Origin of the sequence: Ruminococcus sp. MCC718 (assembly GCF_018783905.1) — a bacterium.
In the GTDB taxonomy this organism is placed as follows: domain Bacteria; phylum Bacillota; class Clostridia; order Lachnospirales; family Lachnospiraceae; genus Hominisplanchenecus; species Hominisplanchenecus faecis.
The window spans coordinates 12,124-28,035 of record NZ_WQNP01000100.1 but is presented as its reverse complement, the minus strand read 5'-3'; the positions used below and the strand labels follow the sequence as shown (position 1 = coordinate 28,035).

Annotated in this window: 10 protein-coding genes; 6 read left to right on the top strand and 4 right to left on the bottom strand. The window is 45.9% G+C overall.

The window, feature by feature from the left end; genetic code table 11:
- Nucleotides 1–120: 120 nt before the first annotated feature.
- Nucleotides 121–609, bottom strand: coding sequence for a GNAT family protein (locus tag GPK60_RS09035; protein ID WP_173865526.1), 489 nt, complete (start codon nt 607–609; stop codon nt 121–123).
- A gap of 287 nt (nt 610–896) precedes the next feature.
- Between GPK60_RS09035 and GPK60_RS09030 the strand changes: the two genes are divergently transcribed.
- Nucleotides 897–2,945 carry a UvrD-helicase domain-containing protein gene (locus GPK60_RS09030; RefSeq protein ID WP_215659438.1) on the top strand — a complete coding sequence of 683 codons (2,049 nt, stop codon included), beginning with the start codon at nt 897–899 and terminating at the stop codon, nt 2,943–2,945.
- 12 nt (nt 2,946–2,957) lie between these two features.
- Here the strand turns inward: GPK60_RS09030 and GPK60_RS09025 are convergent, their stop codons facing one another.
- Nucleotides 2,958–3,602: an epoxyqueuosine reductase QueH gene (locus GPK60_RS09025; protein WP_022118769.1), complete on the bottom strand. Its 645-nt coding sequence runs from the start codon at nt 3,600–3,602 to the stop codon at nt 2,958–2,960.
- A 209-nt stretch (nt 3,603–3,811) separates the two neighbouring features.
- On the opposite strand from GPK60_RS09025, the gene GPK60_RS09020 reads away from it, so the two are divergent.
- Nucleotides 3,812–4,579: an ABC transporter ATP-binding protein gene (locus GPK60_RS09020; protein ID WP_147631089.1), complete on the top strand. Its 768-nt coding sequence runs from the start codon at nt 3,812–3,814 to the stop codon at nt 4,577–4,579.
- Nucleotides 4,572–5,369, top strand: coding sequence for an ABC transporter permease (locus GPK60_RS09015; RefSeq protein WP_215659435.1), 798 nt, complete (start codon nt 4,572–4,574; stop codon nt 5,367–5,369). The genes GPK60_RS09020 and GPK60_RS09015 overlap by 8 nt, the downstream gene beginning before the upstream one ends.
- 21 nt (nt 5,370–5,390) lie before the next feature.
- Here GPK60_RS09015 and GPK60_RS09010 read toward each other — a convergent pair whose 3' ends face one another.
- Nucleotides 5,391–6,623 carry a response regulator gene (locus GPK60_RS09010; protein ID WP_215659432.1) on the bottom strand — a complete coding sequence of 411 codons (1,233 nt, stop codon included), beginning with the start codon at nt 6,621–6,623 and terminating at the stop codon, nt 5,391–5,393.
- A gap of 92 nt (nt 6,624–6,715) precedes the next feature.
- Nucleotides 6,716–8,419 carry a histidine kinase gene (locus tag GPK60_RS09005; protein WP_215659430.1) on the bottom strand — a complete coding sequence of 568 codons (1,704 nt, stop codon included), beginning with the start codon at nt 8,417–8,419 and terminating at the stop codon, nt 6,716–6,718.
- A 57-nt stretch (nt 8,420–8,476) separates the two neighbouring features.
- On the opposite strand from GPK60_RS09005, the gene GPK60_RS09000 reads away from it, so the two are divergent.
- The 3 genes from GPK60_RS09000 to argH all read left to right on the top strand — a co-directional run bounded on the left by GPK60_RS09000 (nt 8,477) and on the right by argH (nt 15,893).
- The gene (locus tag GPK60_RS09000; protein WP_215659426.1) at nt 8,477–10,015 is read left to right on the top strand and encodes an ABC transporter substrate-binding protein; all 1,539 of its coding nucleotides are present in this window, start codon (nt 8,477–8,479) and stop codon (nt 10,013–10,015) included.
- A gap of 369 nt (nt 10,016–10,384) precedes the next feature.
- On the top strand, nt 10,385–13,867 hold the full coding sequence (locus tag GPK60_RS08995) for a glycoside hydrolase family 3 N-terminal domain-containing protein (RefSeq protein WP_215659424.1): 3,483 nt from the start codon (nt 10,385–10,387) through the stop codon (nt 13,865–13,867).
- Nucleotides 13,868–14,504: 637 nt separating this feature from the next.
- Nucleotides 14,505–15,893, top strand: coding sequence for an argininosuccinate lyase (argH, locus tag GPK60_RS08990; protein ID WP_022118913.1), 1,389 nt, complete (start codon nt 14,505–14,507; stop codon nt 15,891–15,893).
- Nucleotides 15,894–15,912 lie beyond the last annotated feature (19 nt).

The following is a 15,912-nucleotide window of genomic DNA, read 5'->3' as shown; positions in this document are numbered from 1 at the left end:
ACAAAAAAAAGAAATATAAAAAGAAAAACCAGAAAAAGCTCTCAGGCAATGTCATAGGGACAAAGCCGGGGAGCTTTTTGCGTGTGTGCAGGCGGCAAAGAGATCAGAACATGAGCCGGATCAGCATTTTTCGTAGGCAAGACGCGGATCACCGTTTGCAAGATGGATGATGCCGCATTTGCGGAATCCGTTTTTTTCAAGCACATGCTGCATGATCTTGTTGTCGTGGTGTGTGTCGATGCGAAGATGGGAAGTCTGCGGCTCGCAGAAATCCAGCACGTTTCGCAGAAATCCGTGCACCTGCCCGTCACTTGCGACCATGTGGATCACGCCGTAAGGGGCATCGGATAACCAGCTGCCTTCTGAGATCTGTGCATAAGTCGGATCGTTTTCGATGGCAAAATAAAAACAGCCGCGGATCTGCGAAAAATCATCGGGATCCGTGAAGACAAACAGCTTCTGTGCGAGGATACATTCCCGGAGCAGATCAGCGGAAGGATGTCCGTCTGCCCACTGGGTCGGGTTCCCGGTTTTTGCCATAAAAGCCCGGGCAGTTGCATAAATATTCAGGATGACAGGAAAGTCATCCATAACAGCTTTTCGTACCATAAAAAACCTCCAAAGTATAAAAAATCCACAAAAAAAATTGCAGACGGATGCATTCGATTTTGTAAACATTCAAAATCCGCATCTTTCCTGCGGAAATAATTATAAATGATAGCATGGAAACAGAAGAATGTAAAGAGAGCACAGGCACTCTGCTGCCGATTTTGAGAAATATGCAACAAGCCTTGTATCGCAGGAAAAAATAAAGTATAATGCTTAGATGCGGAAAATGACGCACCACGGATACCGGTGGAAGTCTCTCCGACTAAAATGATAAAAAGGATGATAACATGGACAGCAGAGAGTATCTGAACTATGTTTTAGATAAATTGCAGGAGCGTATCCGCAAACTGGATGATGCGATCCTGCACGGACAGAAAGAAATCGAAAATATGCATGAGTACTACTGGGAAAACTACACGGAGATGGACCAGTATGGCTACGAAGATTTTGATAATCAGCAGGCACTGCTTGGTCAGGTTAATGCCAACAAGGAGAAGCTGGATCTTCGCCGGAGATTCAAAAAGATGCTGGATTCCCCGTTTTTCGGGCGGGTGGATTTCATCTACGACGGCGAAGAAGAGGCAGAAACGTTTTATATCGGCATCGGCAATTTTTCAAAAGAATCTGGAAGACTCCCGCTGGTCTATGACTGGCGTGCCCCGGTTTCCAGCCTGTTTTATGACTACGACAAAGGAGAAGCTTACTATGATGCCCCGGCAGGACGCATGGAGGGCGAAGTACTTTCCAAATGGCAGTACAAGATCCGTGGCGGGAAGATGATTTATGCATTTGAGAGTGATGTCAAGATCGATGATGAGGTTTTAAAGCAGGAGCTTGGCAGCCACGGGGATGTCAAACTGAAAAACATCATCAAGACGATCCAGAAAGAGCAGAATGCGATCATCCGCAACACACAGGACCGGATTCTGGCGATTCAGGGCGTGGCCGGAAGCGGCAAAACTTCTGTGGCACTGCACCGCATTGCTTATCTGCTCTATCACGACCGGGAAAATCTCAAGTCCTCGAATGTACTGGTACTTTCGCCAAACGGCGTATTTTCAGACTATATTTCCCACATTCTGCCGGAGCTTGGCGAGGAGAATATCCGGGAGATGAGTTTTGATATGTTTGCCTACAGGGAGCTCCGGGATACGGTCAGCGACTGCGAAGACCGCTGTGACCAGATCGAAAAAGAGCTTCTCGATGAAAAGCATGCAGAAAGCTGCCGCAAAAAACAGTCGATCGATTTTGTATTGCAGCTCAATGAGTTTGTTCTGGGACTGGAAGACCGCCTGATGCGCTTTTCAGACCTGAAATACAAGGGCATGACAAAGAGCGAACGTCAGCTGACGGAGATGTTTTATTACCGTTTCCCGGATATTCCGCTGCTGGAGCGTATGCAGGCTGTCATGGATTACGTGGTTGATGAGTACGAAACGCTGATCGGCAGAGATCTTTGCGATGACGAGATCGAGATCGTACGCGGCAAATTCATGAAAATGTACCGCAGTACGGATCTGTACGTGTTGTATAACTGGTTCCTGAAAGAATACGGCTATGAGACACTGCCGCAGGTTTCTTATGAGAAACGCTTTCTGAAATATGAAGATGTTTATCCGATGTTGTATCTGAAATATCTTCTGAAAAGTCGCAGGATGGACCGAAACATCCGTCATCTGGTGATCGATGAGATGCAGGATTATTCCTACATGCAGTATCTGATCCTGGATAAGATGTTCTCCTGCAAGATGACGATCCTCGGAGATAAAGCCCAGACCATGGAGGAGGAAACGAGGGATGTTTTAAGTTTCCTGCCGCGTGTTTTTGGTCGTGGCATTCGAAAGATCAATATGAACAAGAGTTACCGCAACACCATGGAGATCGCATCTTATGCCAATTCCATTTCAGATGTATCCGATATGGAGCTGTTTGAGCGTCATGGAAAACCAGTGGAAGAGCAGACATTTTCAGACAGAAAGGCGGCACTGGAAGCCGTTCTTGAGAAAATGCGTCTGGAAGAGTTTGAGACGGCCGCTGTGATCGAGATGACACAGGAGCGTGCAAAGAAAAGTGCCGCTTATCTGAAAGAGCGGATGGAAGAGCTTGGCATGGATACAGAGAATCGTTTTTCTGTGGTAGACCGTGACAGCACCCACTTCAAAAAGGGACTGACCGTCACGACCTTCTATCTTGCAAAAGGTCTGGAATTTGACCAGGTATTTGCACTTTATACGACGCAGGACAATACGCCGCTGCACCGGCAGGCCAGATACATCTGTGCGACAAGGGCACTGCATGAATTGTATATGTATGAAGTAAAAGCAAGTCAGGATTAAAGAAAGGCAAAATCAAATAAGTTCAGATGCAATCTGGCGTTCTCGTTCTTTTTTTGAGAACACGCAGCCGCAGTAGTCCTGCCGGTACAGACCATAAAGAGCTGAAAGCTCGACGGAACGTTTATAACCATTTTTCTTTTTGAAATCGGAAGGAAGCCATGGGATACCGTAAGTATCTGCAAGTTCCTCTCCGATTTCATTTAATTTCTGGGCGTTTTTTAAAGGACTGATCGAGAGTGTCGTGCAGAAATAGTCAAATCCATGTTCCTTTGCAAGCTGTGCCGTTTTTTCCAGACGGAGCCGATAGCACTGAAAACAACGTTCGCCGCCTTCAGGGATCTTTTCCAGTCCCTTTGCCATATCATAGAATCGTTCCTTGTCAAAGTCTCCCTCGAGAAACGAGACCGGATACTTCTGCGGAATCTGGCAGATCAGATGCTGCTGTTCTTTTACACGGTGCAGATACTCTTCGTCCGGGTAAATATTCGGATTGTAATAAAAAACCGTGATCTGAAAATAATCCGATAAATATTCGATCACGTAACTGCTGCACGGGGCACAGCAGCTGTGCAGAAAAAGAGAAGGGACGCGTGCCTCACGCTGATTCTGTTCCAGAAGTTTATCCAGTTCTTTTTGGAAATTTATCTTATTAGCCATAAAAGCCATCCTTTCTGTAATACTTATAATAAAAAATAATATTGTCATTAAAGAATACCATACGAATGGTTCCGTACTTCGTACTCGTAGTTGCAGACTTTTGTCCCTGCTATTCTTAGTTTATCACAATCCCGGAAAGCAGACAATTCATAATCAAAACTTCCCCATGCATCATAAAATAAATTAGAAAAAAAGAGAAGGAGACCGTGATGTCAGAGCTTTTGGAAGTGAATCATGTCAGCTATGCCTATCACAGCATAGATGGCGAGACGGAAACATTGGCGGATATTTCTTTTCATATAAAAGAAGGGGAATTTGCAGCAATTGTGGGTCCGAGCGGCTGTGGAAAATCCACGCTGCTTTCACTGATCTGCGGACTTTTAAAGCCGGAAAAAGGCGAGATCCTGCTCGATGGCAAAAGCATCGCAGGCGAAAAAGAGCGGATCGGCTATATGCTGCAGAAAGATTATCTGTTTGAGTGGAGGAGCATTTACAGCAATGTGATGCTGGGGCTGGAGATCCAGAAGAAAAAGAGTGAAAAATATACGAAACGCGTGGATCAGATGTTAAAAGACTATGGATTGTGGGACTTCCGGGATGTAAGGCCGTCGCAGCTCTCCGGCGGGATGCGGCAGAGGGCGGCACTGATCCGCACACTGGCACTTCAGCCGGAATTGTTGCTTCTGGATGAGCCATTTTCGGCACTTGATTATCAGACCAGACTTTCGGTCTGTGAAGATATTTACCGGATCATCAAAAAAGAACAGAAGACGGCGGTGCTGGTGACGCATGATCTGTCTGAGGCGATCAGCATGGCAGACCGGATTTTTGTGCTGAGCAAACGCCCGGCAGAGATCAAAAAAGAAATCAAACTTGATTTTAATATGAAAGAACGCACGCCGATGCAGGTTCGAAATGCACCGCAGTTTCGGGATTATTTCAATCTTATCTGGAAGGAGCTGAATGAACATGACTAAGCCTTCCGAATCGCAGAAAAACTATATCCGGACGGTAAGAAGGAGAAGACGCACCGTGCAGTTCATGCGTCTTTTTCTTTTCCTGTTTTTTGTGGTTTTATGGGAAGTGGCCGCAGAATTTTCGTGGATCGACAGCTTTATTTTCAGCAGTCCGCTGCGGATCGCAAAAACCGCCTGGCAGATGCTTCAGGATGGAAGCCTGACTATGCACATCGGTGTGACGCTCTCTGAGACATTGATCAGCTTTGCCCTGGTGGTTATCAGCGGAATCCTGCTTGCCATTCTGCTGTGGATGCTGCCGATGGTATCGGAGATCCTGGAGCCGGCACTTGTGGTACTGAACAGCCTGCCGAAATCTGCACTGGCTCCGCTTCTGATCGTGTGGCTCGGTGCCAACATCAAAACGATCATTCTGGCGGGCATGTCGGTGGCTGTTTTCGGGACGATTTTAAATCTTTATACCTGCTTTTCGCAGAGTTCACCGGAGAAAGAGAAACTAATCTATACGCTTGGAGGAACAAAAAAAGATACGCTTCTGAAAGTCGTGCTGCCTGGAACGGTGCCGAACATCTTAAGCATTATGAAAGTCAACATCGGACTGTGTCTGGTCGGTGTCGTGATCGGGGAATTTATCGGGGCGAGAAGAGGACTTGGCTATTTAATCATCTACGGCTCCCAGGTGTTTAAACTGGACTGGGTGCTGATGTCGATCGTGATCCTCTGCGTGATCGCCATGCTTTTATATGCACTGCTTGGCAGGCTGGAAGCAGCCTGCCTGAAAAGATTATAAAAGGTATGATATACAGAAAAATCAGAGTGCTTTGCGATGCTTTTTGCGGTACTCCGCCGGAGAAAGCCCGGTTTCACTTTTGAACATCCGGGAAAATCCGGAAAAATTGGAGTACGAAAGCGAGGAGGCAATGTCGCTGATGCTTCTTGTAGTGTCGGTCAGAAGACATTTTGCCTCCTGTAGTCGCACTTCCGATAAATAATCACTGATTCGCTTGCCGGTCTCTTTTTTGAAAACCTTTGCCATGTAATCCGGGCTTAAAAATACCTGGCTGGCAAGCTCTTCACGCGTGATCGCCTTGTTTTCTTTCACCAGTTCAAAAATCTTTTTGACGATCATGGCAGATTTTTCCGTATCATCGCCATCACTAAGGCTTTCTGTGGCAGAAGAGGCCTGCACAAGAAGCAGATCCGCCTGCTTTTGCAGCGTCAGGTAATCGCCCTCCTCACCGGTCAGGATCTGCAGGGATGCACCGAATTTCTGACGGAAAAACTGGATCAGATCACTGCAGTGTTTGTCAAAGGCTTCCCGGTCAAGAAAGAGATCCGGAGATACAAAAGACAGGAAAAAGCAAGGCTTTGGCTCGATTGCCGGAGGCCAGCCCGGATCTTCGGCAAAAAATTCGTTCAGGGCATTTTTCACACAGTAAGAGAGCACGCCAAGATCCGTATTTTCAAACGGAAGCGAGCTGATGTAAAACAGACAGGGAACATAGTGGGCATCCTTATCAAAAAAGACGCTGTTTCTGGAGGCATCCAAGAGAATATAGTCGGCATCGCTGTTCTGATAGGAACCGCTGACCAGCTGCAGCCAGAAGTGCTCCGAAGCGAGCAGACGTTCCGGTGGCTGGGAGGCAAAGAGCGAGCGGTTCAGTTTCTGACGGTTTCTGGACTGCTGGACGGCTTCTTCTACTGCCTGGCTAATCTCTTCGATATCAAACGGTTTTAAGAGATAGGCAAACGCATGGTAGGAGATGGCCTCTTTTGCAAAAGAAAAGTCAGAATGACAGGTCAGGAACAGGATCAGAAGGTCAGGATAGTTCTCTGACAGCCATTTTGCGAGGTCAAGCCCGGTTCCGTTTGGCATCTCAATATCACAGATCATGATCTGGATATCCGATTCCTGACAGATTTGTCTGGCAGCTTTGATATTACCACAGGTAAAGACCTGATCAATTCCAAGAGATTTCCAGTTGATTGCATGTTCCAGTGCCTCAAGGGCAAAGGCTTCATCGTCTACAAGAAGTAAATTCATAAGATTACACTCCAATCTGATTTCTCATAGTTGGAGAAGACTCCAACTTTTATAAATGGTGAGTAACAAATATTTCCGTTTGCCTTTTGGTTTCAGGCTGAACCTACATGAAATTTGCTATTCTGCGGCAAAAGCAGGTTGATCTTTGCTCCGCCCTGTGAGCGGTTTTCAAAACGTAAAACATAATTGCTTCCATAGATATAGGAAAGTCTCTGTCTTACATTGCGGATGCCGATGTGCTTTTCACCGGTCTTCTGAGAAGGAACTTCCGGTCTGGAGAGAGTTTCCAGAGCTTCTTTAGAGAATCCGGTTCCATTGTCTTCAATGGCAAGAGAAAGATAAGTCGTTCCATCTTTTATGAGAGGGGCGGCACTGATCACAATCTGCATCTTTGCAGAGTCGGAACAGCCGTGCTTAAAAATGTTTTCTACAAAAGTGTGCAGAGTTAGCACAGGGATATGCATTTTTTCAGCCTGTGGATCAATATTAAACGCTGCATCCAGGTCATTCTGGAAGCGGATCTGCTGGATGTGCAGATAATTCTGCACATGTTTCAGCTCTTCAGAGAGGACGACCATGCTGTCGGAACTTTTGAAAAGGTAGCGGAAATACTTCATCAAGGTAGAGGAAAAATCCACGACCAGCTCAGAGCGGCCACTCAGCCCAAGACTGTAGATCAGGTTCAGGCAGTTCAAAAAGAAATGCGGCTTGATCTGTAAGGTCAGGTACTGAAGTTCGGCGTAAGCCTGGTTCAGCTTCTCTTCGTAGATCTGCAGTTTCAGATCATGAATCTGCCCGATCATATAGTTAAAGGTTTCCGTCAGCTCTGCAAATTCATCATGAGTATCCGGGATCGGCAGATGGCAGTTGAAATCTCCCTGGTCGACAGCCTCCATTGCTTCGATGATTCGAAGCACCGGAGAAACCATCTGTCGCCAGGTGATGATCAGCATTGACGTAACAAACGAAAAACTGACAAGTGCGATGATCAGGATCGCATACTGGAACCAGGAGAAAGCTCCCAGTACATAAGCAGTCGGGATATAGAGGATGATCCGGTAATGGTTTCTGGCAGAATCAACCGGGATCTTCACGCAGCGGCTGCGGTCCAGCTCCTTTGCACCGTAAAGGAAATCTTCCCCGGCATCCTGGTTAGAGAGAATCAGGGCACCATGCGTGCTGGCAGTCAGATCCCTGAAATCTTCAAACACGTATTCGCTGGATGCAAAAGCACCGACGTAGACATTTTTGTATTCCATCAGATCTATAAGATAACTTTTCTGCGTCATACGCAGGAAGGTCCAGCCGCTGATCTGCGGTTTTGTGACCGGAAACGTACGAGAAAGACAGGCCTGGCGGATGTATTGCCGCATCTCCATGCGTTCCGGATAAGAATCATAGTTTGCACTCTGAAAGATCAGGATATCCTGATCCGGAATATAGAAAAACAGGCTGGCAGTGCTGGTGTACGTGTCCAGGTAATCCGTAAAATCGGCAAGGATCGCACGCTGCTCATCCGGAGCATCCTCCCCGCTTTGCAGTCCGTGGTAGTTGTTCTCATCCAGAAGAAACGAAGCCAGATAGTTCGAAATATGGTCAAGCGAAGTATCCACAGTTGCCAGCTGCAGAGAAAGCGTGTTATGATTGTACTGTATACTTTGCTGCCGCAGAAGACGTTTGCCGTACTCGCTTCCGAGCAGAATACAGACAAGCAGAGGGATGCTGGTGACCAGATAAACCCAGAGCAGCCGTTTCTTTGTGGCAGATTTGAAAAATAAGCTTTTATGTTTTTTCATAAAGACCTCCAATGGTCTTATTTTACCGTATTTACCCTTAGAAAGGAAGAAAAAATTATGAAAATTCACGAAAGAATGTCCGAAAAAAGATGTTTTTATATGATAGTGTTTCTTGCTGTAATACTTTTTGTGCTGTCCGGATGTGAAAAACAGCAGCCGGAAAGCGAAAGTGCAGATTCCATCCCGACCATCAACATCGGTATTTCGGCGAGAACCGGACTGAGCAAAAACCTTTCGGAAGTCAATCAGACGCTTGGAGATCTGACGGAAGAAAAGATCGGCGTGCGTGCCCGGCTTGTCTGGACCGGACTGAACAGCAGCCAGGGAAACAGTTATTATAAAAACAGGCAGCTCGGTGTGGATATCCTCAACATTTATTTCAATCAGTTTGAGAACTACCGTCAGAAAAACCTGCTGCTGGATATGGAGCCGTATATGGCAGAGGCACTCGCCCTGCAGGAAGTGCTGGATGAGAAAACAGATCTGCCGGAGGATGAAAGAGAAGGCGTTTATGGGATCCCAAAGCCGTTAAGTGATATCCATACGAACGGCGTGATCCTGAACCGCACCTATGTGGAGAAGTATCATATGGACATTTCCAATATCCATAAACCGGAAGATCTGGAGCCGCTGCTTGACATCATAAAGAAAGAACGCCCGGATGTTGTGCCGTGGGCATTGGAAAAAAGGGGAAATGCCGTGGTCGAGCGTTCCCCGATCGCCGATACACTGGACGGGTGTCTGGCAGGTATATTATATGAAGGAACGGATGATACCGTCTGCAATATTTACGAGAGCGATGCCTACACAAAACGGGTGGAGTTGGCAAAACGCTGGCAGGAGAAGGGCTATCTGGCAGAAGATGTGATCACAAACATTGAATCAGGACAGTCACAGGTGATCGCCGGGGATGCATTTGCCGCAGAATTTGTCATCAAACCGGATGAGATGCAGTACGAAGAGAGCCTCTACGGAGACAAAGTCATTATTATCCCATTTGACAATCGGCCGGTTCTGGATACCGAGGATGACTGGGTGACTGTCTGGAGCATTTTTTCGGAGACAAAGTATCCGGAAGAGGCCGTCAAAGTGCTAGGTCTTCTGTATTCGGATGAAGATGTGCTGAACACGATCCTGTACGGTGTGGAGGGGATGCACTACGAAGTGCAGGAAGATGGAAGTTTTGCATTCCCGTCCGGCATCAACAGTAGCAACGTCGGATATTTCTGTTCCACGAAATGGCAGTTCAATACGCCAAAAGCCGGTATCTGGAGCGGCATGTCCGATGATCTGGAGGGAGATTTTAAAACCTTTATCGCTTCCGCAAATATTTCACCGGCGTATGGATTCTGGCTGGATGAGAGCAAGATCACGGTGGATATCCAGAAACTGAAAGAGATCGTATCTCGTTACAAAAAGAACCTGAATATCGGGCTAGGAGACGACGGCAAAGATGTCGATACTTACCTGGAAGAATTTCGAAAAGAGCTCCGGGAAGCCGGAAGTGAAGAGCTGGTAAAAGAAGTGCGGGATCAGTATCAGGCATGGAAGACGAAAAAAGAGTATGATGTGGGTGTCAAAAGTCCCCAACTATGATGCCTACGGATTGTTCCGTGCGTTGCACTCCCACAATCCTCCCAAGTATTCGCATATCGTGGGATTATCATCCCACTTTTATGCTCATATCGGGGCGGGTCCCAAGGTCTTTCATCCACCTATGAGCAAGCTCATGTGGATTTAGACCTTTTGACCCTGGCATCATAGTATATAAATGAATGAAAGATGAACATTTTATGCCTGAAAATGAACAAATAGGACGGAAAATGAACAATTTATGACGGAAAATGAGTGGTTTGGGAAAGAAAAAAGCGATATCATATAGGCACATTGAAACAGAGTTCTGGAACGTGAAAATCCCTGAGCCTGTTTGAACGAATTATATGGTATATGTTAAGGAGGTAACTTATGAATCACTCAAAAAAATGGTCAAAGAAAGCGATTTCCATGGCATTGGTAGCAGCTATGGTCGGAACGAGCGTAATGCCGACATTTGCAGCTTCTACCGATCCAAATGCAAGTGCAAAGCGTGAAGCAACAAACGCAGCAATATCCCAGAAGGCAGCTACACAGGGTATGGTTCTTCTGGAGAACAACAATAACTCCCTGCCGATCGCTCAGACAAAAGGAACGAAAGTAGCACTGTTTGGTGTAGGTTCCTATAAGACGATCAAAGGCGGTACCGGATCTGGTGATGTTTATCTGAAAGACGGTGCAAACATTACGGTAGAACAGGGCTTTGAAGATGCCGGATACGATGTGGTAAACCAGGATTTCCTGACAGCTCAGAACACAGCATATGAAAAAGCAGAATCAGAAGCAGGAAGTGGCGGTATGTTCAGCAGTTTCGTATATAAAGAAGAAGCTTATGCAGAAGCAGATGTAACTGCTGCAGCCGGAAAAACAGACACCGCAATCTATGTGCTGGCACGTAACTCAGGCGAAGGTGCTGATCGTAAAGCAGAAAAAGGCGATTATTATCTGACAGACAACGAAGCAGCCAACCTGAAATTACTGGGTCAGAAATTTAAAAATGTAGTTGTTGTCCTCAATACAGGCGGTATTGTTGATACCAACTTCTTCAACGGCAAAGGCGGATACGCAGCAAATGATTCCCTGAACCGCAGCAAGATCGAAGGACTGGATTCTCTGGTACTGATGTCACAGGCAGGTATGAACGGAGGACGTGCCCTGGTTCAGATCCTGAACGGTGAAGTAAATCCATCCGGTAAACTGACCGATACCTGGGCAGTTGATTATAATGATTATCCATCATCTGCAACATTCTCCTGGAATGACGCCGTACATAAAGACGGAGAAACAAAAGAAGAAAGCAATGCAGCAAATACTGCAGCAACCGCAGAAGAAGTTTACAACGATGATATTTATGTAGGCTATCGTTTCTTCGATACCTTTGGAAAGAAAGTAGCTTATGAATTTGGTTACGGCGAATCCTATACGGATTTTGATATTAAAGTAAAAACAGTAAAAGCAGATGCAGAAAATGTCAGCGTAGTAGCAGAAGTTAAAAATACAGGAAAAGTTACCGGTAAAGAAGTTGTAGAAGTTTATTTCTCCGCACCGGAAGGAAATCTGGACAAGCCGTATCAGGAACTGGCAGCATACCAGAAAGTCGAAGTAAAAGCAGGCGAAACCAAAGAAGTAACGCTTTCCTTTGATACCGATGAGATGGCAAGCTACGATGAAAACAATGAACAGTATGTACTGGAAGACGGAACCTACAAGATCCGTGTGGGCAACAGCTCCAGAAATACCGTAGAGGCAGCTGATATCAAACTGGACAAAGATGTTGTTACCGAAAAAGCAGAAAATGCTCTGGGAATGACAAAAGATAAAATGCAGACAGGTACTTACACCGCTGATCATGTGGTAGCAGAAGGCGGAGCTTACAAGATGAATATCCTGGATGAGAAATCCACAGGATACGGCACAGGCATTACACCAACCGCAGAAGGTTTGAGTGCAGCAAAAGCATCCTTGAGTCTTGCGGCTTCCAGCTTTGGAAAAACAGAAACGCATGCGTACACAGACGGAAAAGTAACTTCCTACATAAGTGAGGATAAAGATTCTGATTCTAATGTATACAGCAAGAATGCAGATTTGGACAAAGAGACAAAGAAAACCGTAAAAGCAGCAAAAGATGCAACTCTGGTAGATGTTGTGAACGGCAAACTTACCATGGAAGAACTGGTAGCAAACATGAGTAGCACAGAGTTGGCTGACCTGGTAGAAGGCGGTACTTATGACGGACTGTCAGCAGGATCTTCAAGCTCAGCAGTCATCGGTTCTCAGGCAGATTCCGTATATGGAGCAGCCGGTGAGACAACAAGCAATCTGTACAACTCCAGATACATCCCGAACATCGTACTTTCCGATGGACCTGCAGGTATCCGTATCACAAAAGAGTACATCCAGTACGAACTGGTCGGTGCAGATGCGACATTTGATGCAAACCAGACTTACTATACAGGAACATACAGCTGGAGCGGCATGAATTATACAGAAAAAGCAATTGCAAATGAGACAGAGTTCAAAAAACTTCTTGCAGATGGCGAAAAACTGTATACAACCGATAACACCAAATACTATCAGTACTGTACAGCAATGCCGATCGGTACTCTGCTTGCACAGGCATGGGATCCGGCTGTCATTGAAGAAGTAGGCCGTGCAGTCGGTACAGAAATGCTGGAATATGGCGTTACATCCTGGCTTGCACCGGGCATGAACATCCACAGAAACCCGCTTTGCGGACGTAACTTTGAGTACTACTCAGAAGATCCGCTGATCTCCGGTGAAGCAGCTGCCTCTGAGACAAAAGGTGTTCAGACAAAAGCAGACGGAACATACTCCGGAATCGGTGTTACTCTGAAACATTTCGCATTCAACAATCAGGAACAGCAGCGTATGGGAAGCAACTCTGTTGTATCTGAAAGAGCAGCAAGAGAGATTTACCTGAAAGGCTTTGAAATCGGTGTAGAAGAAGCTCAGCCGGATTACATCATGAGCTCCTACAACATGGTAAATGGTTATCCGACCTTTGAAAACTATGGTCTGCTGACAACGATGTTAAGAGATGAATGGGGATTTGAAGGATTTGTAATGACAGACTGGTATTCCATAAGCCGTGTCAATGGTGCAAACAAAGGCAAAAACGTACAGGGACTGCTGATGTGGGCAGGAAATGACTGTGAGATGCCTGGCGGAAACGTAAAGAATATGCTGACAGCACTGAATACAGACAAGACATTAAGACTTGGTGACCTGCAGAAATCCGCAGTTAATATGCTGAATGTTATCGCAAAGAGTGCAGTATTTGAAAACATGCTGGACAAACTGGCAACAAGTGATGATGCAGTGACAGCAGCAGAAGCAAAACAGGCAAAAGCAATCCTGACAAAGAACAAAGCACAGAAAGTTCTGGATGACTTAGGCTATGAATCAAAAGAAGATGCAGCTGTAAAAGCACAGATCGCAGCAGCAGAAAAAGCAAAAGCAGAAGCAGAAGCCGCAGCAAAAGCAGCAAAAGCAGAGGCAGATGCAGCAAAAGCAGAAGCAGCATCCGCAAATGCAAAACTTGAAAAGAATGCATTTAAAGCGAAAAAAGCAGCCGTTAAGAAAGTAACCGGAAAGAGAAAAGCTGCAGTTGTCAAAGTGAAAAAAGTAAAAGGTGCAGACGGCTATCAGGTACAGTACTCCAAGAAAGCAAACTTCAAGAGTGCTAAGAAAGCAAATACAAAGAAACTGAATGTTACTCTGAAGAGACTGAGCAAAGGCAGCAAATACTATGTACGTGTAAGAGCTTATAAGACCATCAACGGTCAGAAAGTTTACACCAAGTACTCTGCAAAGAAAACGGTAAAAGTAAAATAAAATTATCCCAAACCTTGAAACACACTCGGGAGGATGCCGGAAGGCGTCCTCCCACTTTTTTATCTCAGTCGGAGATTGTCCTCCCACTGAGAAAGACTTGTTATTACTCACCACTTGCAGAAGTGGGAGTCTTCTCGACTGAGATAAACGCTCCGCGAGGATGTGCAGTGATTCTGAGAAGAATATGTCAGCTTTCGCTGACCAGAATCACGCACCAAGTCTCACGTGCGTTCGACTTGAACGTGTTCGAGATCACAAAACATAAACAGTAGCAGCTATTGAAGCAGATGAATGGCTGAAAAAGATGAACATAATATGAACACACAGGACGGAAAATGAACAATTTATGTCGGAAAATGAGTGGTTTCGTGAACGGTAATTAGATATAATAGCATCACAATCAATCAAAGAAGGCAGTAAAGATTAAAAAGTAAGTAAGAAACCTCTTACTATATAGCAACAGGGAAAGACGGCGGAGTTTGAGTGATCCGCCGTTTTTTCTTGCCAGGAAAAGTCGCCTGTGATACACTGAACTACAGGATTCGGCATAAAATCAGGAATTTTGCCGGAAATAATCTGGGGCAGATGGGTTCTACCCTTTCTATCCACTATATTTTATAAGAAATGAGGAATTACTATGGCACAGTTATGGGGTGGACGTTTCACCAAAGAGACCGATCAGCTGGTTTATAATTTTAATGCATCCATATCGTTTGATCAGAAATTTTACAAACAGGATATCACAGGAAGCAAGGCACATGTGAAAATGCTGGCAGCACAGGGCATTCTGACTGAGGCAGAGCGTGATCAGATCCTGGAAGGCCTGGATGGCATTCTGCGTGATGTTGAGAACGGAACACTTAAGATCACAGACAAATACGAAGATATCCACAGCTTTGTGGAGGCAAATCTGATCGACCGCATCGGCGATGCCGGCAAAAAGCTGCACACCGGACGCAGCCGCAATGACCAGGTTGCACTGGATATGAAGCTTTATACAAGAGATGAGATCGGGGAGATCGACAAACTGCTGAAAAAACTTCTTGAGACACTGCTTGGCATTATGGAAGAAAATATTGAGACTTATATGCCGGGATTTACCCACCTGCAGAAAGCACAGCCGATCACGCTTGCACATCATTTCGGGGCTTATTTTGAAATGTTCAAACGTGACAGACAGAGACTGGCTGATATTTATAAGAGAATGAATCTCTGCCCGCTTGGAAGCGGTGCACTGGCAGGCACAACGTATCCTCTGGATCGTGAGATGACGGCACAGCTGCTTGGATTTGACGGACCAACCTTAAACAGCATGGATTCCGTATCCGACCGTGACTACCTGATCGAGCTGCTCTCTGCCATGTCAACGATTATGATGCATCTGAGCCGTTTCTGCGAGGAGATCATCCTCTGGAATTCCAATGAATACCGCTTTGTGGAGATCGATGACGCTTACAGCACCGGCAGCAGCATCATGCCGCAGAAGAAAAACCCGGATATCGCAGAGCTGGTAAGAGGAAAGACCGGCCGTGTTTACGGAGCACTGACCTCCATGCTGACCACGATGAAAGGCATCCCGCTGGCATACAACAAAGACATGCAGGAAGACAAAGAGCTGACCTTTGATGCGATCGACACCGTAAAAGGCTGTATTGCCCTGTTTACCGGCATGGTTTCTACGATGAGCTTCCGCAAAGATGTCATGGAAAAGAGTGCAAAAAACGGTTTCACCAATGCGACCGATGCCGCAGATTATCTGGTAAACCATGGCGTACCGTTCCGTGACGCACACGGTATTGTAGGCCGTCTGGTACTTCTGTGCATTGACAGAGGCATTGCCCTGGATGACCTGACACTGGAAGAGTACAAAGAGATCAGCCCGGTCTTTGAAGAAGATATTTACGAGGCAATCTCCCTGAAAACCTGCGTGGAAAAACGTCTGACGATCGGTGCTCCTGGGGCAGAAGCCATGAAAAAAGTCATCATGCTCGAAAAAAAATACCTGGAAGAAGCAGAAAATTTATAAAAACTGCTTGATTTTTTTT

Bases quoted from the DNA above. Each gene is read 5' to 3' on its own strand.
- argH (WP_022118913.1), top strand. From the start codon at position 14,505: ATGGCACAGTTATGGGGTGGACGTTTCACCAAAGAGACCGATCAGCTG.
- GPK60_RS09025 (WP_022118769.1), bottom strand. From the start codon at position 3,602: ATGGCTAATAAGATAAATTTCCAAAAAGAACTGGATAAACTTCTGGAA.
- GPK60_RS09030 (WP_215659438.1), top strand. From the start codon at position 897: ATGGACAGCAGAGAGTATCTGAACTATGTTTTAGATAAATTGCAGGAG.
- GPK60_RS09035 (WP_173865526.1), bottom strand. From the start codon at position 609: ATGGTACGAAAAGCTGTTATGGATGACTTTCCTGTCATCCTGAATATT.
- GPK60_RS09000 (WP_215659426.1), top strand. From the start codon at position 8,477: ATGAAAATTCACGAAAGAATGTCCGAAAAAAGATGTTTTTATATGATA.
- GPK60_RS09020 (WP_147631089.1), top strand. From the start codon at position 3,812: ATGTCAGAGCTTTTGGAAGTGAATCATGTCAGCTATGCCTATCACAGC.
- GPK60_RS09010 (WP_215659432.1), bottom strand. From the start codon at position 6,623: ATGAATTTACTTCTTGTAGACGATGAAGCCTTTGCCCTTGAGGCACTG.
- GPK60_RS08995 (WP_215659424.1), top strand. From the start codon at position 10,385: ATGAATCACTCAAAAAAATGGTCAAAGAAAGCGATTTCCATGGCATTG.
- GPK60_RS09005 (WP_215659430.1), bottom strand. From the start codon at position 8,419: ATGAAAAAACATAAAAGCTTATTTTTCAAATCTGCCACAAAGAAACGG.
- GPK60_RS09015 (WP_215659435.1), top strand. From the start codon at position 4,572: ATGACTAAGCCTTCCGAATCGCAGAAAAACTATATCCGGACGGTAAGA.